23 protein-coding genes and 1 pseudogene are annotated in these 20,155 nt (G+C 64.9%); 16 read left to right on the top strand and 8 right to left on the bottom strand.

Translation table 11 applies throughout. The features are described 5' to 3' along the window. The first annotated feature begins 44 nt into the window (after nucleotides 1–44). Together X757_RS146850 and X757_RS146855 are read left to right on the top strand one after the other, a co-directional pair. Nucleotides 45–413: a YciI family protein gene (locus X757_RS146850; RefSeq protein ID WP_023726751.1), complete on the top strand. Its 369-nt coding sequence runs from the start codon at nucleotides 45–47 to the stop codon at nucleotides 411–413. A 7-nt stretch (nucleotides 414–420) separates the two neighbouring features. After that, nucleotides 421–1,665, top strand: a complete 1,245-nt coding sequence (locus X757_RS146855; RefSeq protein ID WP_023726750.1) for an RNA polymerase sigma factor — start codon at nucleotides 421–423, stop codon at nucleotides 1,663–1,665. Nucleotides 1,666–1,674: 9 nt separating this feature from the next. Here X757_RS146855 and X757_RS146860 read toward each other — a convergent pair whose 3' ends face one another. The 3 genes from X757_RS146860 to X757_RS146870 all read right to left on the bottom strand — a co-directional run bounded on the left by X757_RS146860 (nucleotide 1,675) and on the right by X757_RS146870 (nucleotide 4,273). After that, nucleotides 1,675–2,301, bottom strand: a complete 627-nt coding sequence (locus tag X757_RS146860; RefSeq protein WP_023706962.1) for a glutathione S-transferase family protein — start codon at nucleotides 2,299–2,301, stop codon at nucleotides 1,675–1,677. A gap of 200 nt (nucleotides 2,302–2,501) precedes the next feature. Further along, nucleotides 2,502–3,476 carry a cysteine synthase A gene (gene cysK / locus X757_RS146865; protein WP_023726749.1) on the bottom strand — a complete coding sequence of 325 codons (975 nt, stop codon included), beginning with the start codon at nucleotides 3,474–3,476 and terminating at the stop codon, nucleotides 2,502–2,504. A 179-nt stretch (nucleotides 3,477–3,655) separates the two neighbouring features. After that, entirely contained in the window at nucleotides 3,656–4,273 is a 618-nt protein-coding gene (locus X757_RS146870; RefSeq protein WP_023672046.1) for a LysE family translocator, read from the bottom strand. A gap of 179 nt (nucleotides 4,274–4,452) precedes the next feature. On the opposite strand from X757_RS146870, the gene X757_RS146875 reads away from it, so the two are divergent. Continuing rightward, nucleotides 4,453–5,358, top strand: a complete 906-nt coding sequence (locus X757_RS146875) for a hypothetical protein (protein WP_156933443.1) — start codon at nucleotides 4,453–4,455, stop codon at nucleotides 5,356–5,358. Between the two features lie 24 nt (nucleotides 5,359–5,382). Here the strand turns inward: X757_RS146875 and X757_RS146880 are convergent, their stop codons facing one another. The 3 genes from X757_RS146880 to hrcA all read right to left on the bottom strand — a co-directional run bounded on the left by X757_RS146880 (nucleotide 5,383) and on the right by hrcA (nucleotide 8,160). Beyond that, entirely contained in the window at nucleotides 5,383–6,732 is a 1,350-nt protein-coding gene (locus tag X757_RS146880; protein WP_023726747.1) for a sorbosone dehydrogenase family protein, read from the bottom strand. A gap of 105 nt (nucleotides 6,733–6,837) precedes the next feature. After that, complete coding sequence (locus X757_RS146885; RefSeq protein WP_023672050.1) at nucleotides 6,838–7,038, bottom strand: hypothetical protein; 201 nt, start codon at nucleotides 7,036–7,038, stop codon at nucleotides 6,838–6,840. Between the two features lie 36 nt (nucleotides 7,039–7,074). Continuing rightward, nucleotides 7,075–8,160, bottom strand: coding sequence for a heat-inducible transcriptional repressor HrcA (hrcA, locus tag X757_RS146890; RefSeq protein ID WP_023681233.1), 1,086 nt, complete (start codon nucleotides 8,158–8,160; stop codon nucleotides 7,075–7,077). A 171-nt stretch (nucleotides 8,161–8,331) separates the two neighbouring features. Between hrcA and rph the strand changes: the two genes are divergently transcribed. From rph to X757_RS1000000169010, 6 genes and pseudogenes are all read left to right on the top strand, one after another. Further along, nucleotides 8,332–9,048: a ribonuclease PH gene (gene rph / locus X757_RS146895; RefSeq protein ID WP_023726746.1), complete on the top strand. Its 717-nt coding sequence runs from the start codon at nucleotides 8,332–8,334 to the stop codon at nucleotides 9,046–9,048. Nucleotides 9,049–9,238: 190 nt separating this feature from the next. Beyond that, nucleotides 9,239–9,649: a VOC family protein gene (locus tag X757_RS146900; protein ID WP_023726745.1), complete on the top strand. Its 411-nt coding sequence runs from the start codon at nucleotides 9,239–9,241 to the stop codon at nucleotides 9,647–9,649. Further along, a complete protein-coding gene (gene rdgB, locus X757_RS146905; protein ID WP_023726744.1) occupies nucleotides 9,649–10,296 on the top strand; it encodes an RdgB/HAM1 family non-canonical purine NTP pyrophosphatase in 648 nt (215 codons plus the stop codon). Before X757_RS146900 ends, rdgB begins: the two co-directional genes overlap by 1 nt. Beyond that, a complete protein-coding gene (gene hemW, locus X757_RS146910) occupies nucleotides 10,296–11,453 on the top strand; it encodes a radical SAM family heme chaperone HemW (RefSeq protein WP_023726743.1) in 1,158 nt (385 codons plus the stop codon). Before rdgB ends, hemW begins: the two co-directional genes overlap by 1 nt. A 6-nt stretch (nucleotides 11,454–11,459) precedes the next feature. Then, nucleotides 11,460–11,783 carry a low molecular weight protein tyrosine phosphatase family protein gene (locus tag X757_RS146915; protein WP_023698066.1) on the top strand — a complete coding sequence of 108 codons (324 nt, stop codon included), beginning with the start codon at nucleotides 11,460–11,462 and terminating at the stop codon, nucleotides 11,781–11,783. A 123-nt stretch (nucleotides 11,784–11,906) separates the two neighbouring features. Continuing rightward, nucleotides 11,907–12,041: pseudogene (locus X757_RS1000000169010) on the top strand (transporter); the annotation flags it as partial. Nucleotides 12,042–12,120: 79 nt separating this feature from the next. Here the strand turns inward: X757_RS1000000169010 and X757_RS146925 are convergent. Then, nucleotides 12,121–12,306: a hypothetical protein gene (locus X757_RS146925; RefSeq protein WP_023687558.1), complete on the bottom strand. Its 186-nt coding sequence runs from the start codon at nucleotides 12,304–12,306 to the stop codon at nucleotides 12,121–12,123. Nucleotides 12,307–12,479: 173 nt separating this feature from the next. Between X757_RS146925 and rsmI the strand changes: the two genes are divergently transcribed. Both rsmI and X757_RS146935 read left to right on the top strand, forming a co-directional pair. After that, nucleotides 12,480–13,388, top strand: a complete 909-nt coding sequence (rsmI, locus tag X757_RS146930; RefSeq protein ID WP_023726742.1) for a 16S rRNA (cytidine(1402)-2'-O)-methyltransferase — start codon at nucleotides 12,480–12,482, stop codon at nucleotides 13,386–13,388. After that, nucleotides 13,381–13,758 (top strand): YraN family protein, encoded by a 378-nt coding sequence (locus X757_RS146935; protein ID WP_023698068.1) that lies wholly within the window; start codon nucleotides 13,381–13,383, stop codon nucleotides 13,756–13,758. The genes rsmI and X757_RS146935 overlap by 8 nt, the downstream gene beginning before the upstream one ends. A 176-nt stretch (nucleotides 13,759–13,934) precedes the next feature. Here the strand turns inward: X757_RS146935 and X757_RS146940 are convergent, their stop codons facing one another. Then, nucleotides 13,935–14,741, bottom strand: coding sequence for an undecaprenyl-diphosphate phosphatase (locus X757_RS146940; protein ID WP_023687560.1), 807 nt, complete (start codon nucleotides 14,739–14,741; stop codon nucleotides 13,935–13,937). A 169-nt stretch (nucleotides 14,742–14,910) separates the two neighbouring features. On the opposite strand from X757_RS146940, the gene X757_RS146945 reads away from it, so the two are divergent. The 5 genes from X757_RS146945 to X757_RS146965 all read left to right on the top strand — a co-directional run bounded on the left by X757_RS146945 (nucleotide 14,911) and on the right by X757_RS146965 (nucleotide 19,949). Beyond that, nucleotides 14,911–15,603: a glutathione S-transferase family protein gene (locus X757_RS146945; RefSeq protein WP_023672063.1), complete on the top strand. Its 693-nt coding sequence runs from the start codon at nucleotides 14,911–14,913 to the stop codon at nucleotides 15,601–15,603. Next, complete coding sequence (queG, locus tag X757_RS146950) at nucleotides 15,584–16,738, top strand: tRNA epoxyqueuosine(34) reductase QueG (protein WP_023726741.1); 1,155 nt, start codon at nucleotides 15,584–15,586, stop codon at nucleotides 16,736–16,738. The genes X757_RS146945 and queG overlap by 20 nt, the downstream gene beginning before the upstream one ends. Continuing rightward, nucleotides 16,735–17,664: an SDR family oxidoreductase gene (locus X757_RS146955; RefSeq protein ID WP_023687563.1), complete on the top strand. Its 930-nt coding sequence runs from the start codon at nucleotides 16,735–16,737 to the stop codon at nucleotides 17,662–17,664. Before queG ends, X757_RS146955 begins: the two co-directional genes overlap by 4 nt. Nucleotides 17,665–17,710: 46 nt before the next feature. Beyond that, nucleotides 17,711–18,793, top strand: coding sequence for a penicillin-insensitive murein endopeptidase (gene mepA / locus X757_RS146960; RefSeq protein ID WP_373432844.1), 1,083 nt, complete (start codon nucleotides 17,711–17,713; stop codon nucleotides 18,791–18,793). A 136-nt stretch (nucleotides 18,794–18,929) separates the two neighbouring features. Beyond that, nucleotides 18,930–19,949, top strand: a complete 1,020-nt coding sequence (locus tag X757_RS146965; RefSeq protein WP_023726739.1) for a glucokinase — start codon at nucleotides 18,930–18,932, stop codon at nucleotides 19,947–19,949. Nucleotides 19,950–20,155 lie beyond the last annotated feature (206 nt).

The following is a 20,155-nucleotide window of genomic DNA, read 5'->3' as shown; positions in this document are numbered from 1 at the left end:
TGGCCCCGCTAGAACGCGGCCTTCGAAACCACGGGAGAAGACCCATGCGATACATGCTTTTGATCAACAGCGACGAAGCCGCGCAGGCGAACACGCCAATCGAGAAGGCTCAGCAGATGAGCGCAGCATATGCCGCCTATACCGAAGCGTTGAAGGAATCCGGCGCATGGCTCGCCGGCGAACGGTTGCGCCCGACCCAGGCGACCACCTCGGTGCGGATCACAGACGGCAAGACCAACGTGATCGACGGCCCCTATGCCGACACCAAGGAGCAGCTTGCCGGCTTCTACATGATCGAGGCGGCCGATATCGATACCGCCATCGACTGGGCGGCGCGCTGTCCGGCGGCGAGCGCCGGCACGGTCGAGTTGCGGCCGATCTGGGAAATGGCCGACTACATGCCCAAGAAATGAAACCGTGATGGACAATCGCCCGGAGATCGCGCGGGCGGCGGCGGAAGCGGCCGCCCGGCAGAGTTACGGCAAGCTGGTCGCCTGGCTAGCGGCGCGCACCCGCGACGTGGCCGGCGCCGAGGACGCGCTGGCCGAGGCCTTTGCCGCGGCCCTTGAGCGCTGGCCACAGACCGGCGTGCCCGAGAAGCCGGAAGCATGGCTGCTGGCCGTGGCGCGCCGGCGGCGCGTCGACGCGGTGCGCCGTCGGCTGACCAGCGAGGCGAGCCGCGACCATCTCAAGCTGATGGCCGAGGAGATGGAGGCGAGCATGGAAGACGAAGACCTTCCCGACGAACGTCTCAGGCTGATGTTTGCCTGTGCGCATCCGGCGATCGAAGCCAGCGTGCGGGCGCCGCTGATCCTGCAGACGGTTCTGGGTTTCGACGCGGCGACGATCGCCTCGGCCTTCCTGGTTTCGCCGGCGACGATGGGCCAGCGTCTGGTGCGCGCCAAGAGCCGCATCCGCGAGATCGGCATTCCGTTCCGCGTGCCGGATCGCGCCGAACTCGGCGAGCGGCTGGGAACGGTGCTGGAAGCGATCTACGCGGCTTTCGCCGAAGGCTGGACCGACCCGGCAGGGACCGAGACGAGAGCGCGCAATCTGGCGACCGAAGGCATCTGGCTCGGGCGGCTGGTGGCATCGCTGATGCCGGACGAACCGGAAGCGCTCGGCCTGCTGGCGCTGATGCTGTTTGCCGAGGCGCGCCGCCCGGCGCGGCGCGATGCGGCTGGAGATTATGTGCCGCTCGCCGAACAGGATTGCCGTCTTTGGGATCACGCGCTGATCGACGAAGCCGAGTCGCTGCTGGGCCACGCCGCCACCATTGGCGTCATCGGCCGCTACCAGCTCGAAGCGGCGGTACAATCGGTGCATGCGACGCGGCGACGGACCGGCCAAACCGATTGGGCGGCGATCCGTAACTTCTACGATGCGCTGTCGGCGATATCAGGCTCGCCGGTGATTTCGATCAACCGCGCCGTGGCGATTGCCGAGGCCGAAGGGGCGGCGGCAGGACTGGCGGCGCTCTACGTGCTGGGCGACGACAAGCGGCTCAACGACTATCAGCCCTATTGGGCCGCTCGCGCCGGCCTGCTGGCCAGGCTCGGCAATGCGGCGCAAGCGGTCGAAGCCTATGACCGGGCGATCGGCCTTGAACGCGACCCCGCCGTGCGCCGCTTCCTGCAGGCGAAACGGGCGATCCTGCGAAATTGAAACGTCCGTTCAGGCCGGCCACATCTCATGCGTGGTGTTGAGCCGTTTCATCAGCGGATGCGCGCGCAGCGCCGACCATAAGCGTTCGATGTTCGGCCAGTCGGCTCGCGCCTTGTCCATATCGGGGTGCCAGGCCACCAGCATGACGAGGTAAATGTCGGCCAGCGACATCGCGTCGCCGACCAGCCAGCCGCGCCCCTCGAGGGCTGCATCGACAATGGCGAAGCCGCGGTCCATCTCGGCAATGGCTGCCTGCTTGACGGCTTTCTTGCCGTCGGCATCGGTGGTGTAGCGATGGGCATAGTAGAGGCGCAGGATGGCGGGGTAGAGCACCGATGACATGAACGCCATCCAGCGCAGGAAACCGGCGCGATCCGGCGATCCGGCGGCCGGCGCCAGACCCGCCTCCGGATGGCGCTCGGCAAGCAGGATGCAGATCGCCGCCGATTCGGTTATCGATTGACCGTTGGGCAAGGTCAGCACCGGAACCTGGTTCAACGGGCTGATGTCGAGGAAAGCCGGGTCCGGCGGATCCTTCTTGGGCACATCGATCTGGTCGAATTGCGCGTTTGCCAGCGCCAATGCGGCCTCGACGACAAAACCGCCGCTGCCTGGGCGCGTGTAAAGCTTGTACATGTGATTCTCCCCCTGCCCGCGCGAAGCAGGCCGGGGCGATTTGACCCTGAAGCCGCCTCCCGCTCAAGCCGGTGGCGGACGCCACGGCCGGGTTTTCTGCGGTCCAGCCATGAGACTTCCGATGTCGGAGGGACAGCACCCCCCGATGCCCGGCAGGGCAGAGGGGGGTGCGAAGGATCGCCGCCTATCCAGTTAAGACGTTAAGCTCCCAGCCCGTCGAACAGGATCGTCGACAGATAGCGCTCGGCGAAGGACGGGATGATCACCACTAGGTTCTTGCCCTTGTTCTCCGGCCGCGACCCGACGGCGATGGCGGCCTGCAGGGCAGCGCCCGACGAGATGCCGACCGGCACGCCTTCAAGGCGGGCGACGAGGCGGGCGTTGGCGACCGAATCCTCGTTGGAGACCTTGACGATCTCGTCATAGATCGAGGTGTCGAGGATCTTGGGCGCAAAGCCGGCGCCGATGCCCTGGATCTTGTGCGGGCCGGGCTGGCCGCCCGACAGCACCGGCGAGGCCTCCGGCTCGACGGCGACGACATGCACCGAGGGCTTGCGTTGCTTCAGCACCTGGCCGACGCCGGTGATCGTGCCGCCGGTACCGATGCCGGCGACGAAGATGTCGACCCCGCCATCGGTGTCGTTCCAGATCTCCTCGGCGGTGGTGCGGCGGTGGATCTCCGGGTTGGCCGGGTTTTCGAACTGCTGCGGGATGACGGCGTCAGGCAGGGTGGCGGCCAATTCGTCGGCCTTGGCGATGGCGCCCTTCATGCCTTTCGGCCCTTCCGTCAGCACCAGTTCGGCGCCGAGCAGCGCCAGCATCTTGCGGCGCTCCACCGACATGGTTTCGGGCATGGTCAGGAGTAGCTTGTAGCCCTTGGCGGCGGCGGCGAAGGCGAGCGCGATGCCGGTATTCCCCGAGGTCGGCTCGATCAGCGTCGTCTTGCCGGGTTTGATCCGGCCCGACGCTTCCAGCGCCTCGATCATGGAAACGCCGATGCGGTCCTTGACCGAGGCGATCGGATTGAAGAATTCGAGCTTGGCAAGAAGGTTGGCAACGACGCCCTTCTCCTTGGCGAACTTGTCGAGCCGCACCAGCGGCGTGTCGCCGATCGTCTCGGTGATCGAGTTGTAGACACGGCCGCGGCCGGGCACGCGCGCGGAAGGCTTGTTCATTGGTTTCGCTCCCAAATCAGATCAGGCAATTGGCGTCGGCGGACAGAATAGGGCTTTCGCCCGCGCAAGATAGGCTGCCGGCCGAAAATATCGAGTGGGCCGCTTGCTGAAAACGCTTGTCTCCTCAAGCCGCATTTTCCGGATGGACCGATCGGCGGAATGGATGGGCCTGAACCGATCTACTGACGTGCGGCAATGGCAGCGGCCGCGCCCACCATGAAGCCGGCGGCGGTGCGGTTAAGCGCCTTCAGCGCGCGTGGCGATTTCAGGAACCAGCGCGCCTTGGCGGCCAGCGCAAGATATGGCACCAGCACCACGAAGAGCACAATGACGGTGAGCGCGACCAGGATGCCGTAGTCGGCGAGCGTGATGGTCTTCAGGTCGACGATGGTCGGCGTGATGGCGAGGTAGAAGATCATCGTTTTCGGGTTGCCCAGCGTGACGGTGAGGCCGGCAAGGAAGCTCGATACCAGGCCGCCCTTGCCTTTCCTGGCCTCGACAGTCTCGGGCGTGATCCCGGCCGTCCAGAAACGCCAGCCGAGGAAGGCGAGATAGGAGACGCCCAGCCATTTGATGGCTAGAAACACCATGCCGAAGCTTTGCGCGACAAAGGCAAGGCCGAGCACCACCGCGGTGAGATAAATGAGGTCGCCGAGCATCAGGCCGAACGACATCGCCAGCGATGAGCGGAAGCCGGATCCGAGCGCCCGCGCCACAAGCGCGGTGACGCCGGGCCCGGGAATGGCGGCGGCGATGCCCAGCGCAGCACTATAGGCAAGGAAGCCGGTGAGGGTCATGACGGTCGCACCTCGTGAAACGACTCTGATGCCATGAAAGCCTGCAACGGCAAAACGGATTCGATTGCGCCAAGCAGGACATGAAAGCCGGTCATCCTCGCCTGAAAGCGAGAGATGGGTTCACTTACGCCCCGAAGGCGGTCGGCTATCTCGCATGGCTCCGAACGGCAGGAGCACCCATGTTAGCCAAAAGACTTCACATCCAGCTCATGAAGTGGATGCCCAACAACTATTCCGAGGCACGCGGTCACGTCCACGAGCTGGAATGGTATCTGTGGTTCGATGGGCGTCAGGCTTTCAGCCTGTTCGACAAGGGCGATAGCGATGTCGTTCCGCAGACTGGATATTTTACCGACAGCCGGAACCCTGGCGCCTACCCCGTTCGTCCGATGATCTATCCGCTGGTCGTCAACAACCGCTTCAAGGTGCGGCTGGTGGCGATCGAGCGTGACGGACCGCAAAAGATAGACCCCGACGACACCGCCAAAGGCGAATTCTACATCGACCTCGACACCAAATATCCGCCGGTCTCGGACTGGCGCATCATTGCTGCCGATCCGCGCAATACCGACCTCAACGTGGAAGCGTCGTTCCAGCTGCAATGGCTGGATTATGTCGATACCGCCGAGATTGCCGAGGATGGCCCGCCACGCATCATCGACAAGTCCAATTATCCCTATCCCTGGGGCGCCAATGTGATGGTGTTCGAGCACTGGCTCGGGCTTGGCCGCAAGGCGCCGCTCAAACTCATCGACCCGAACCGCGCTTCGCGCCGCGAATACTGGATGATCATTGGCAATGCGGCCCGGCGCATGGTGCAGGACCTCTATCGCTTCAACGTCAACCAGCTTGGCCTCGCCAACGACACCATCAGCAGTGTTTACGTGCCGAAGCTCAATGCCGGCCACGTCACGGTGACGCTTTACGAACACGATTTCAGCGACGGCCGCTTCGCGCAAGGGGCGAAGAAGTCCTTCGGCTCGGTCGGCCGCTTCAATCTCAGGGATACCGGTTTCGATGACCGCGTCTCATCTGCCGAGGTGATCCATACCTATCCCAAGGTGATCCATCGGGACGTGCATTAGGGCCGGATTGCGCTGTTCGCCGGCTCAGGATGGGCCATCGACATGGGTGATGCGCCAGATGGTGCCGTTGCCATCCTCGGTTACGATAAGCGCGCCGTCCTTGGCCACCGCGACGCCGACCGGCCGGCCCCAGACGGCGTCGTCGGAGAGGACGAAGCCGGTGATGAAATCCTGGTACTCGCCGGTCGGCTTGCCGTCGCTGAATCTCAGCCGCACCACCTTGTAGCCGGTCCTCATACCACGGTTCCAGGAGCCGTGCAGGGCGACGAAGGCGTCATCCTTGTACTCTGCCGGGAAATTGCCGCCGTCATAGAAGGCGATGTTGAGCGGCGCCGAATGCGCCTGCATCAGCACGTCGGGCACGGCGACCGAGCCGGCGAGGTCTGGGCGCGCGCCCTCGTGACGCGGGTCCTCGTTGGCGCCGATATAATACCAGGGCCAGCCATAGAAGGCGCCGTCCTTGACTGAGGTGGCATATTCGAACGGCACATCGTCGCCGAGACCGTCGCGCTCGTTGACGACACACCACAGCGCGCCGGTGGCCGGCTGCACGGTCATGCCCGAGCAATTGCGCAGGCCGGTAGCGAGGATGCGGCCATTCTTGCCGTCGGGGCCGAAGGCCAGCACGTCGGCACGGCCATCCTCGGAACCCCAGGTGGCGCCGAGTGGCTGTGATTTTGCCCAGGCGTCAAGGCCGCCCTTCGGTGCCTTCTGCATGCCCTCCGCGACGTTCGATCCGGAGCCGACCGAGAGATACAGCGTCTTCCCGTCCGGCGAGAAGGCGATATCGCGGGTCCAGTGGCCGCCGGTAGGGATGTCGGAGACAATCGTCTCCGGTTCGCCGGAGGCTTTAAGGTCGCCGTCGCGGTAGGCGTAGCGGACCACGCTGTCGTTGTTGGCGACGTAGACCCATTGCGGCTTGTCGCCAGGCGGGTAGAAGGCGATGCCATAGGGCTGGTTGAGATTGTCGGCAAAAATGCCCTCTTCGGCCGGCTTCGCGCTACCCTTGGCCAGCCGATAGACGCGGATCTGGTTGGCGTCACTGTCGGCGACGAACAGGTCGCCGTTCGGCGCCACGCGCACGACCCGCGGATTGGAAATGCCGGAAGCAACCAGTTCGGCCGAAAACCCAGGCGGCAGGACGGGCTTCGCGCCCTCGGGCCGATCGCCGAGGCCGGCGCTGTTGGAGGCGGATCCGGTGATGTTGGGTCTTTTCAGATCATCCGGCCTAATCAGCCGGCGCACACCTGGCTTGTCGGCCTTCCAGTCGCCGAAAGCGTCCTTGCCGGTCAGCAGCAGTTGATCAGCCTGCTGGGCGAAGGCGCTGGTGGCCAGAAGCAGGGCAAGGCCTGCGAAGCCGGCAATCCGGATCATGCTGTTCTCCTCGAACTCGCGCCGTCGGCGCGTCACGACAAGGGAGATATTGTGCGGCCGCCGCAAAAGAGAAGCGTGCGCGCGCAGATTCGACGAGAGAACCGCTCAACTTTCCTCTTCGACGTCCAGATCGTCGTCGAGACGCTTTTCCAATGCGACAAGATCTTCCGGCAGCGGCAATCCCATGGCGCGCATTTCGCGCAGTTTTTCGCGCAGCTGCTCCTGGATTTCGTGCTCGTCCTCCGGCTGGTTGACCATTTCTTCGAGCAGCATGCTGATCTGGGCCTTGAACGATTCAAGCGCCATTCTGCGCCCTCCTTTACGGTGATCACGGCTTCGGAATTATCTTAACATCCGGGTAATCAATTGGGCCGTGTAGTCGACCATCGGCACGATGCGGGCATAATTCAGCCTGGTCGGGCCGATGACGCCGAGCGCGCCGACGACGCGGGCGTCCTTGTCGCGGTAAGGTGCCACGACCAGCGACGAGCCGGAGAGCGAGAACAGCTTGTTTTCCGAGCCGATGAAGATCCGCACGCCGGGGCCGTCCTCGGCGAGGTCGAGCAGCTGGATCAGCCCGTCCTGCGTCTCCAGATCCTCGAACAGGTGGCGCAGCAATTCGATATCGGCCTGGGCGGTGACGTTTTCGAGTAAATTGGCGCGGCCGCGCACGATAAGGCGCGCCGGCAGGCCGCTGTCGGCGCCGGCCCACACCGCCAGGCCTTTCTCGACCAGGTCCTGCGACAACGTGTCCAGCGCTGCCCTGGTCTCGTCCTTGATGCGGGCGATCTCGATGCGCGCCTCGGCGAGCGTGCGGCCCCTGATATGGGCGTTGAGGAAGTTGGAGGCCTCGTGCAGCTGCGAGACGGTGATGCCGGCCGGCAGGTCGACGACGCGGTTCTCGACATCGCCATTCTGCGACACCATCACCGCCAGCGCCTTGGTCGGCTCGAGCTGGATGAACTCGATGTGCTTCAGCGCCACCTCGTTCTTGGTGGCGAGCACCAGGCCGGCGCCGCGCGACATGCCCGACAGCATCTGGCTGGCCTCGGTCAGCATGTGTTCCAGCGTCGCGCCCGAGCCGGAGGCGCGCACCTGCGCCTCGATGACCCGGCGTTCCTCGTCGGAGAGATCGCCAAGCTCCATGAAGGCATCGACGAAGAAGCGCAGGCCGGTCTGGGTCGGCAGGCGCCCGGCCGAGATGTGCGGGGCATAGATCAGGCCGAGATGCTCGAGGTCGCTCATCACGTTGCGGATGGTGGCCGGCGACAGCGACGACGGCAGGATGCGCGACAGGCTGCGCGATCCCACAGGCTCACCGTCCTTCAGATAGGATTCGACGATGCGCCGGAAAATGTCGCGCGAACGCATGTCGAGCGATTGCAGCGCGGGCGCCAGCAGACTGGGTTCGGTGACTGCCTTGGTCATTCGAGCCAAAAACCTCCGGCCCAAGGATATAGACTTCCATCGCCGCCGCGCAACCCGGCGTCGCACTTGCGATCGCCCCAGCGTCTGTGCCGGGGCCTTTTCCTTTGCGCCATGGGCTGCATGCGTCTACAAGCCGCCGACGCAACCGTAAAAGAACAGAAAGAGGCCTCGATGCGCCCTTCTAAACGCCAAGCCGACGAAATGCGCGCCATCTCCTTCGAGCGCGGCGTCTCCAAACACGCGGAAGGCTCGTGCCTGGTGAAATTCGGCGACACGCATGTGTTGTGCACGGCGAGCCTGGAGGAAAAGGTGCCGGGCTGGATGCGCAATTCCGGCAAGGGCTGGGTGACGGCCGAATACGGCATGCTGCCGCGTTCGACCGGCGAGCGCATGCGCCGTGAAGCCTCGGCCGGCAAGCAAGGCGGCCGCACGCTCGAAATCCAGCGGCTGATCGGCCGCTCCTTGCGCGCCGTTGTCGACCTGCAGGCACTGGGCGAACAGCAGATCACCGTCGACTGCGACGTCATCCAGGCCGATGGCGGCACCCGCACGGCCTCGATCACCGGCGGCTGGGTGGCGCTCTACGATTGCCTGCGCTGGATGGAAGCGCGGCAGATGGCCAGTGTTGCCAAGGTGCTGAAGGACCATGTCGCGGCAATTTCCTGCGGCATCCACGACGCCAAGCCGGTCATCGACCTCGACTATATCGAGGATTCGTCTGCCGGCACCGACGCCAATTTCGTCATGACCGGCAAGGGCGGCATCGTCGAGATCCAGGGCACCGCCGAGGGCGAGCCGTTCTCGGAAGGTCAGTTCGCGGAGCTGATGGGGTTGGCCAAGAAGGGCATTCAGCGGCTGGTGAGCTTGCAGCAGATGGCTGTGGCCTGATTGAATTTAACGTGATGACGTCGGCGATCCTTCACACCCCCCTCTGGCCTGCCGGCCATCTCCCCCGCAAGGGGGGAGATCAGAGGTCGCTACCGTTTTCGCCAACCATCAACGTTGAGACGCCGCCAGCGGAACTGCCAATCTCCCCCCTTGCGGGGGAGATGCCCGGCAGGCCAGAGGGGGGTGCCTGATGCAACCCTCCGCTATTCTTGAGTCAGCGCTTTACGTCACGGATCTCGCCGCTGCCGAAGCCTTCTACTCCAACGTCCTCGGCCTCCCTCTCCTCGGCAAGGTCGACGGCCGCCATCTCTTCTTCCGCTGCGGCCCGGGCGTGCTGGTGGTCTTCAACGCCGAAGCCACCAAAATCCCGCCGGCGCCCGATGCGCGGCTGAAAGTGCCGCCACATGGCACGGTCGGCGAGGGCCATCTCTGCTTTGCCGCAAGTGCGGATGAACTCGCACAGTGGAAGGCGCAACTTGAGGCGAAAAACATCGCCATCGAAAGCGAATTCGAATGGCCGCAGGGCGGGCGCTCGATCTACATACGCGACCCCTCGGGCAATTCGATCGAATTCGCCGAGCCAAGGATCTGGGGCCTTTGATGCATTCTCTCGATGGAAAGAAGATCGTCGTTGCCAGCCACAATGAAGGCAAGCTGCGCGAATTCGCCGACTTGATGGGTCCGTTCGGCTTCGAGGCGAAGTCGGCAAAGGACTACGGCCTGCCGGAACCGGAGGAGACCGGCACCACCTTCGAGGAAAACGCCTACATCAAGGCCTTCGCCGCGGCTAAGGCGACCGGCCTGCCGGCGCTGTCGGACGATTCGGGCCTGTGCGTCGACGCGCTCGACGGCGCTCCCGGCGTCTACACCGCCAATTGGGCCGAAGCTCCCGATGGCAGCCGCGACTTCGGCATGGCCATGCAGCGCACCGAAGTGGCCTTGCAGGAGGTCGGCGCCGCCGAGCCAGCGCAGCGCAAGGGGCGGTTCGTCGCCGTCATCTGCCTGGCCTTCCCCAATGGCGAGGCTGAATATTATCGCGGCGAAGCTGAGGGAACGCTGGTGTGGCCGCCGCGCGGCGAACTCGGCTTCGGCTACGACCCGGTGTTTTTGCCCGACGGTTTCGACAAGACGTTCGGCGAGATGAGCGCTGAGGAAAAACACGGCTGGAAGCCCGGTCAGCCGACGGCGCTGTCGCACCGCGCCCGCGCCTTCCAGAAATTCGCCCGCGCCAGGTTAGGCTCAGCTTAATGTCGCTGGACCGCAGCCCGGGCTTCGGCGTCTACATCCATTGGCCGTTCTGCGCGGCCAAATGCCCGTATTGCGACTTCAACAGCCATGTCCGTCACCAGCCGGTCGACCAGGAGCGCTTTGCCCGCGCCTTCGAGACCGAGCTGAAGACGATGCGCGAGCGGACCGGGGCGCGCGAGGTAACTAGTATCTTTCTCGGCGGCGGCACACCGTCGCTGATGCAGCCGCAGACGGTGGCGGCGGTGCTGGACGCCGTGGCGAAGAACTGGACGGTGCCCGACGGCATCGAGGTGACGCTGGAGGCCAATCCATCCTCGGTCGAGGCCGAGCGCTTTCGCGGCTACCGCGCCGCCGGCGTCAACCGCGTCTCGCTCGGCGTGCAGGCGTTGAACGACAAGGATCTGCGCTTTCTCGGCCGACTGCACAATGTCGACGAGGCGCTGCATGCCATCGGGCTGGCACGCGAAATCTTTCCGCGCCTCTCCTTCGACCTGATCTACGCCCGCCCCGGCCAGACGCTGGACGACTGGCAGGCGGAGCTCGAACAGGCGATCGGCCATGCCGCCGACCATCTGTCGCTCTACCAGCTGACCATCGAGGAAGGCACGCCGTTCCATGCGCTGCATGCGGCGCACAAGTTTACCATTCCCGACAATGACCGGGCCGCCGATCTCTATGCGCTGACTCAGGAGGTCACCGCAGCGCATGGCCTGCCGGCCTATGAGATTTCCAACCACGCCAGGCCGGGCGCCGAGAGCCGGCACAATCTGACCTATTGGCGGTATGGCGAATATGTCGGCGTCGGACCGGGCGCGCATGGCCGCTTCATCGAAAACGGCCAGCGCATCGTGACGATCGCCGAGCGGATGCCGGAGACCTGGGCCGGTCTTGTCGAGGCCAAAGGCCATGGCGTCACCGGCGGCGAGGTCTTGACACGCTCGGAGGAGGCCGACGAGTTCCTGCTGATGGGGCTGAGGCTGGCCGAAGGCATCGACCTTTCCCGCTACGAGGCGTTTTCCGGGCGCGGCCTGTCGAGCGCCCGGCTGGCCGTGCTGCAGGATGAGGGGCTGGTGGCGCCGATCGGCAATGCCAGGCTACGCGCCACGCCAGCCGGCATGATCGTGCTCGATGCCGTGGTGGCGGATTTGGCGCGGTAGATCGCGATGAAGAACGTGCTGTTCGTCTGCAGCCAGAACCGCTTGCGCAGCCCGACCGCCGAGCAGGTGTTCTCCAAACGTAGGGATATCGAGGTCGAGTCGGCCGGCACCAATCACGATGCAGACACGCCGCTGACGCATGAGCTGGTCGCCTGGGCCGACATCGTCTTCGTGATGGAAAAGGCGCACCGCACCAAGCTGCAGAAGAAATTCAAGGAGAGCCTGAAGAAGGCCCGCGTCATCTGCCTCGACATCCCGGATGATTACGGATTCATGGATCCGGAGCTGGTGCGATTGCTGGAGGTGAGGGTGACGCGATACCTGGGCTGACGGGCGTTCACGACCGAGCGCTTTAGAATTCTGCGCCGCTGCATCCTTCGGCAGAGGTCACGGAATGGATCATAGGGTCTGCGCCGCGTCACTTCGCTCCTTGCTTCGCCCTAGGATGACGATGTTGCACCGATCGACAAACTAAGCGTCGTGCTTGAAGCGGCGCTTGCCGCGGTGTTTCTCGGCATGCGCCTCTCCGGTCCGGGCCGGCTTGGCGTCGCTCTTGTCCCGGCGGACGCTGTTCTGGTCGTTCATCGGATGCGGCGGCGCGCCTTCGCGGGCGCTCTTCGTTTCAAGACGGGTGATGAAGATATCGAAACGATTGGGCATCGTACGGTCAGTGCTCCGTCGTGCTGTCCGGTTTGTTGTCCGAAAGCCTGACATTCGTCGGCAAGGCGGTGGCCGCCCGACTGGCCAGGCCGGTGTCGCTTTCGGCGAGCGCACGCTTGCCCTTTCGCGCAGTGAAGCGCTTGCGCTCGGCATAATAGGGCTCGAAAACATCCTGCAATTCCAGGCTGTCCATCCTGTCCTCCTCCTCAAGAGACTCAGGTATTCAATCCGCCAGCCACGCTTTCGTTCCCCACTGTGGCAAAGACATGGCCGCCGGGTTACATCGGCGTCAGGTTTGGCTCGACGTTCGGGAGTTTTGCAACCCGGCGCGCGCCGTGCCAAACAGGGCGAAATGGAGAGACCCCGGTGACCGGCGAGAAGCGCAGCTATGTGATCGGGCAGACCGAGATCGCGGTCCGGTCGCTGGCGCCGGCGCTGTATCTGGTGGCGACGCCGATCGGCAACCTCTCCGACATCACGCTGCGCGCGCTGGAGACGCTCGCCGCCGCCGACATCGTCGCCTGCGAGGACACCCGCGTCTCGCGCGTGCTGCTCGACCGCTACGGCATCCGCCGCCGCACCACGGCCTATCATGAACACAATGCCGGCGAGGCCGGACCGAAGCTGATCGCGGCACTCGAGGCCGGGCAGAGCGTGGCGCTGATTTCGGATGCCGGCACGCCGCTGATCTCCGACCCAGGCTACCGGCTGGTCGGCGAAGTGCTGGAGCGCGGCCTGCGCGTGGTGCCGATCCCCGGCCCATCGGCGCCGCTGGCGGCACTGACGGCGTCGGGACTGCCGTCCGACGCTTTCCTGTTCGCCGGATTTCTGCCGGTGAAATCAGGGCAGCGGCTGACAAAGCTCGAAACGTTCAGGGCGGTGCCGGCAACGCTGATCTTCTTCGAGTCGCCACGCCGGCTGGCCGATACGCTGGTCGCCATGGTCGAGGCGCTGGGTGGTGGGCGCAAGGCGGCCATCGGCCGCGAGCTGACCAAGACTTTCGAAGAGATGCGCACGGGCACGCTTGCTGCGCTGGCCGATCATTATGCGGCGGCCGACACGCCGAAGGGCGAGATCGTCATCTGCGTCGGACCCGCCGAGATCAAGGCCGACCAACCCGCCGACATCGACCGGCTGCTGCTGTCGCTGGCCGCCGAAATGCCGGCGTCCAAGGCGGCGGCGGAGGCGGCGAAGATGACCGGCGGGCAGAAGCAGGCGCTTTACCGGCGGCTGCTGGAACTCAGGGATGCGGTTGGAGAAGGCGAAGGTGGCTGAGCGCCCGGCCGCCAGCCGCCAAAAAGCCTATCGGCGCGGCCATCGCGGCGAGTGGCTGGCGGCAGCGGCGCTGATGCTGAAAGGTTATCGCATCCTCGCCCGCCGGCATCGCACCCGCTTCGGCGAGATCGACCTGATCGCCAGGCGCGGCGACCTGGTGCTGTTCGTCGAGGTCAAGGCGCGGCGCACGCTGATGGAAGCGATGGAGGCGATCGGCCACGAATCGGAGCGCCGCATCGAGGGCGCCGCCGACATCTGGCTGTCGCGGCAGCCGGACTACGGCAGATTGTCGATGCGCTTCGACATGATCGCGGTGCTGCCCTGGCGCTGGCCGGTGCATGTCGAGAACGCGTTTTTTGGGAGGAGTTAGCGGCCTTTACCCTCCCCCTTGTGGGGAGGGTCGGTGAGCAAGCGACCCGAAGCGTCGTTGGCGAAACGGGGCGGGGGCGTGGCGCCCCCACCCCGATCCGCTTTGCGGATCGACTGACCGGGGCGAGCCGCCTGTCTCGCCCGTCCTTCGGACCCCCACAAGGGGGAGGGTAAAGCTCACCCCCAAATGAAAAGCGCCACCAACCCAACCGCTCCCACCACCAGGCGCCACCAGCCGAACAGCGAATAGCCGTTGCGCGAGACGTAATCGAGCAGGAAGCGGACGACGATCAGCGCGGTAAGGAAGGCGGCGATGAAGCCGATAGCGATGATCGGCAGGTCGGCGCTGCTCAGCACGTTGCGGTTCTTGAACAGATCGAAGGCGAAGGCGCCGACCATGGTCGGGATGGCGAGGAAGAAGGAGAATTCCGCCGCCGCGCGCTTGTCGACGCCCAGCAGCAGCGCGCCGACGATGGTCGAGCCGGAGCGCGACGTGCCGGGGATCAGCGACAGGCACTGGAACAGGCCGATCTGCAGGTAAAGCCTTGTCGGGAAGCGCTCGACGTCACGGTAGACCGGCTGCAGCTTCATGCGGTCGACGACCAAGAGCACGACGCCGCCGATGATCAGCATGATGCAGATCAGCCTTGGCGATTCGAACAGCACCGTCTTGATGAAATCATGCGCCAGCGCGCCGATGATGGCGGCCGGCAGGAAGGCAATCAGGATGCCGATGACGAAATGCCGCGTCAGCCGATCATGCGGCAGGTCGAGCAGCATCTGCCACAGACGGCGGAAATAGACGCTGAGGATCGCCAGGATGGCGCCGAGCTGGATCAGGATCTCGAACGCCTTGCCGGTGGAATGGAAGCCGAGGAAATGGCCGGCGAGCAGGATATGGCCGGTCGAGGAGACCGGGATGAACTCGGTCAGCCCCTCCAGCAGGCCGAGCAGCAGGGCTTCGACGATGGTGTGGCTATCCATGGCAACCTCGGCATTCAAGGGACGGAAGGAAACGGCTGGCAAAAGGGCTTGCTTGTCACGGCGCGGAAGTCCCCCTATAGGTCGCAGCACCGTGACGGCCGCATGACGGGCCGCCAAGACTTACCGGTGCGGACGGCGATTCGCCAGTGCGCCTTAATATCGCGGAATCATGCTGACGCTTTTCCATCACCCGATGTTCGCCACCTGCCGCTTCGTGCGCCTCGCCTTCGGCGAATATGGCGAGGAGCTGGCGCTGATCGAGGAAAAACCGTGGACGCGGCGCAAGGAGTTTTTGGCGCTGAACCCCGCCGGCACCTTGCCGATCCTGCTGGCCGAAGGCGACGTGCCGATCGTCGGCGCCATGGTGATCGCTGAATATCTCGACGAAACACGTGGTGTCCTGAAGCGCGACAAGCGCCTGTTTGCGGAAGACCCGATGCAGCGCGCCGAAATCCGCCGCCTGACCGACTGGTATCTCAACAAGGCCGAGAGCGAAGTGACCCGGCATCTGGTGCGCGAGCGCGTGCTGAAGCCGGTGATGCCGGAAACGGCGGGCGGCGGTTCCCCCGATTCGGCGGCGATCCGCGCGGCGCGCGCCAACATTCGCCAGCACATGAAGTACACCAACTGGCTGGCCGGCACCCGTCATTGGCTGGCCGGCAGCAAGGTCACCTATGCCGACCTGGCGGCAGCGGCGACGCTGTCGGTGCTGGATTATCTCGGCGAGATCGATTGGCGCGAGCATGCCGCGGCGCGCGAATGGTACACGCGGGTGAAATCGCGGCCGTCGTTCCGGCCGCTGCTCTCCGACCGGGTTCGCGGCCTGTCGCCGGTTTCGCATTATGCGGACCTCGACTTCTAGAAGCCAAACCCTGCGCGCGCTGATCGACGCCGAGGCGCGGCGCGCCGGCTTCGATGCGGTTGCCGTCACCACGCCTGACGCGATCCCGCTGGCGCCTGCCAGATTGGCAGAATTCGTCGCCGATGGTTTTCACGGTTCGATGGCGTGGATTGCGGAGACGCTTCAACGCCGCAGCGAGCCTTCGACGCTGTGGCCCGAGGTGCGCTCGATCATCGTGCTGGCAATGAATTACGGCCCCGACCACGATCCGCGTGCGCTGCAGGCAAGGCGCGATCTCGGCGCGATCTCGGTCTATGCGCAAAACCGCGACTATCACGAGGTGATGAAGGGCCGGCTGAAGGAGATCGCCGGCAAGATCGTCGCGCGGGCCGGCGGCGACGTGAAGGTTTTCGTCGATACGGCGCCCGTGATGGAAAAGCCGCTGGCTGAGGCCGCCGGGCTCGGCTGGCAAGGCAAGCACACCAATCTGGTCAGCCGCGAGCACGGCTCCTGGCTGTTTCTCGGCACCATCTTCACCACGGCGGAGCTCACGCCAGATTCGACCGAGGTAGACCATTGCGGTTCCTGCCGCGCCTGTCTCGACGCCTGCCCGACCGATGCCTTTCCGGCGCCCTATCGGCTCGATGCCAGGCGCTGCATCTCCTACCTGACCATCGAGAACAAGGGGCCGATCCCGCAAGAATTCCGCGAAAAGATCGGCAACCGCATCTATGGCTGCGACGATTGTCTCGCCGCCTGCCCGTGGAACAAGTTCGCCCGCGCCGCCTCGGAGGCCAAGCTCGCCGCGCGCGATGAACTGCGCGAACCGCCGCTGGCGGAACTGTTGCAGCTGGACGACACGGCGTTCCGGACCTTTTTCTCCGGCTCGCCGATCAAGCGCATCGGCCGCGACCGCTTTGTCCGCAATGTGCTGACCGCCGCCGGCAATTCCGGCGATGTTTCGCTGGCCGGCCCGGTGCGCGCCCTCCTTGGCGATGCCTCGCCGCTGGTGCGCGGCGCGGCGATCTGGGCGCTGGCGCGGCTGGTGACGGCCGCCGAATTCAACGGGCAGGCGGCGGTCTACTTGAAAACCGAAACCGACACTACAGTGCAGGACGAATGGCTGTCCGCATTGCCAATCGAGGCGCATGCATGAGCGAAAAACAGGTTTTTATCTTCGGCGCCGGCTATTCGGGCAAAGCCTTTGCACGGGCCAATGCGGAGGCGATTACGATCTTCGGCACCACGCGCTCATCGGAAAAATTCGACGCGCTGCGGCAGGTCGGCATCGCGCCGCTGCTGTTCGACGGCGCCCTGACCCCTGAAATCGGCGATGCGCTGGAAAAGACCACCCATCTCGTCGTCTCGGTGGCACCGGAGGAGGCCGGCGACCCTGTGCTTCTCGCCGCGCGCAAGGCGATCGAGGCGATGCCGGCGCTTCGCTGGATCGGCTATCTCTCGACCGTCGGCGTCTATGGCAATTATGACGGTGCCTGGGTCGATGAAACGGCCGAATGCCGGCCGGTGTCGAAACGCTCGTCGATGCGAGTGGCGGCCGAGCGGGGCTGGCTGCAGCTTGGACTCGAGACCGGCAAGCCGGTGGCCATCCTGCGGCTTTCCGGCATTTACGGGCCGGGTCGCAACGCGCTGGTCAATCTGGAAAACGGCACGGCCAGGCGGCTGGTCAAGCCCGACCAGGTGTTCAACCGCATCCATTGCGACGACATCGCCGGCGCGCTCTGGCACCTCATCGGTGGCAATAGAGGCGGCATTTTCAACATCACCGATGACGAGCCGGCGCCGCCGCAGGATGTCGTCACCTATGCCGCTTCGCTGATGGGCGTCGAGCCGCCGCCGGAGATTCCTTTCGAGACCGCCCAACTTTCGCCCATGGCGCGGTCCTTCTATGGCGAGAACAAGCGCGTCGCCAACGCCGCGATCAAGGCAGCGGGCTACCGGTTCCGCTATCCGGACTACCGCCAGGCGTTCGATCGGATGTGGGCCGACGGCAGCTGGCGCGACGGCGAGCCGCGCAGCCCGATGAAGGTAGATAATCGAAACGCGAGCCCGAGGGTGATATGATTCGATTGTGTTGCGGACTTTTGCAGTGGGGTTCATGACGATTTCGATGCGATCCTTGACCGGCAGACGGCCGTTCCTGACGGCGGCGCTGGCGATCGTGGCGCTGGCCGGGCTGGTGGCGGGCGCAATCACGGCCGAGCCACGGGCAAAAGACCTGTTCGGCGCCAAGAAGCTGCCGGCGGTGGCTGCGGCGCAATCCTTCGGCTTCTATTCAAAGGGCTGCTTCACCGGCGGCGTCGCCATTCCGATGGACGGCCAGAACTGGGAGGTGATGCGTCCCTCGCGCAACCGGCGCTGGGGTCATCCAACGATGATTGCGCTGATCGAGAAGCTGTCGCGCGATGCCGCCGCCGACGGCTGGCCGGGGCTTCTGATCGGCGACATTTCGCAGCCGCGCGGCGGCCCGATGCTGACCGGGCACGCCTCGCACCAGATCGGCCTCGACGCCGACATCTGGCTGACGCCGATGCCCGACCGCAAGCTTACGACCCAGGAGCGCGAAAACATCAGCGCCACGCTGATGGTCGACGACAAGACGCATCTGGTGAAGGACAGGCTGTGGAAGCCGATGCATACCAAGCTGTTGAAGCGCGCGGCGAGCTATCCGGAAGTCGAGCGCATCCTGGTCAATCCTGGGATCAAGAAGAAGCTGTGCGACACCGTCACCGGCGACCGTACCTGGCTGAGAAAAATCCGGCCGTTCTGGGGCCATGACTATCATTTCCACATCCGCATCGGCTGCCAGCGGGGTTCGCCCAACTGCAAGGGACAGGAAGCGACGCCCGACGATGACGGCTGCGGCAAGCCGCTGGCCTGGTGGTTTACCGAGGAGCCGTGGCGCCCCAACAAGAACCCGGATGCGCCCAAGGCGCGCGACCTGATGACGATGGCGAACCTGCCGAAACAATGCCAGTTCGTGCTTGACCAGCCCGACGCGGACTCGGCCGAAGCCGTCACCTATCGCGGCGGCGGCGTGCCGATCGCCGCCAGGGCGCCGGAACCCGACGCGCCTCCGCCTATTGCGGGCAATGCGGGCGGCTTGCCAAACGCAGCCAACGCCTTCACCGCCACGCCGGAGATCGGCATTCCCCTGCCAAGGCGACGGCCGCCGGCAAACGTCGGACAGTGATGGCGAACTGACGCTTTCCCTTTCCGGGGCCATGCGCTAGTCAATCGATTGAACACCGGGCGATTGAACACCGGGCGATTGAAAACCGGGCGATTGAAACGGTCGCAACGGCGCCGCAAAGGGGACGAGCAAGAGCATGTCAGGCGACGACGACACCGCGTTGCGGTTTCCAGTGCTGATCGGCGACATCGGCGGCACCAATGCGCGCTTTTCGATCGTGCTCGACGCAAATTCGGAAGCCGGTGAGCCGCATATCGTGCAAACCGCCAATTTCGCCACCATAGACGAGGCGATCCAGGCGGCGGTGCTCGACCGGTCGTCCATCCGGCCGAATTCGGCAGTGCTGGCCATCGCCGGACCGGTCGATGGCGACGAGATCCCGCTTACCAACTGTCCCTGGGTGGTGAAGCCGAAGCAGATGTTTGCCAATCTGGGCCTGGGCGACATCGTCGTGCTCAACGATTTCGAGGCGCAGGCGCTGGCCGTCGTGGCGCTCGGCGAAGAGCACATGGAAAAGATCGGCGGCGGCGCGCCGGAGGAGAATGCCGGGCGTGTCGTGCTCGGTCCCGGCACCGGCCTCGGCGTCGCCGGGTTGGTTCATGCCCTCCACCACTGGATACCGGTGCCTGGCGAAGGCGGCCACATGGATATCGGTCCGCGGACGCCGCGCGATTTCGAGGTGTTCCCGCATATCGAAAAGCTGGACGGCCGCATTTCGGGCGAGCAGATCCTGTGCGGGCGCGGTCTGGTCAATGTCTACCGGGCGGTCGCCAAGGCCGACGGCAAGCCGGCGCCGTTCACCACGCCGGCCGAAATTACCGGGGCGGCGCTGGCCAAGACCGACCCGGTTGCCGAGGAAGCGCTGGCGCTGTTCGTCACCTGCCTCGGCCGAACCGCCGGCGACCTCGCGCTGGTGTTCATGAGCCGCGGCGGCGTGTTTTTGACCGGCGGCATCGCGCAAAAGATCGTTCCGGCACTGAAGGAAGGCAGTTTCCGTGCCGCCTTCGAGGACAAAGCGCCGCACAGCGCGCTGATGGCCTCGATGCCGGTCTATGTCATCACCCACCCGCTGGCAGCGCTTCTGGGCCTTGCCGCCTATGCCCGCAACCCGTCGCTGTTCGGCGTCCAGACCGCGGGGCGGCGCTGGCGGGCATGATCCATTTCGTCCCGAACATGGGTCTGTTCCTGGAAATGGCTGCCGCTTTCGTGACCCTGACCTCGAGCCGCGACGAAGTTTCGCCATAGGCAAGCCGTAGCCGGGGCGCTAAGAGGGGGCCGAATTCCAGCCTGGCATCCCTAGATGCCGGTTGATTTCAGATCGAATCGACCTGAAATCATCCGGCTCTAAATCAAAGAGATAGA

The organism is Mesorhizobium sp. LSHC412B00 (assembly GCF_000503035.1).
Taxonomy (GTDB): domain Bacteria; phylum Pseudomonadota; class Alphaproteobacteria; order Rhizobiales; family Rhizobiaceae; genus Mesorhizobium.
This window is presented reverse-complemented; position numbering and strand designations above follow the sequence as displayed.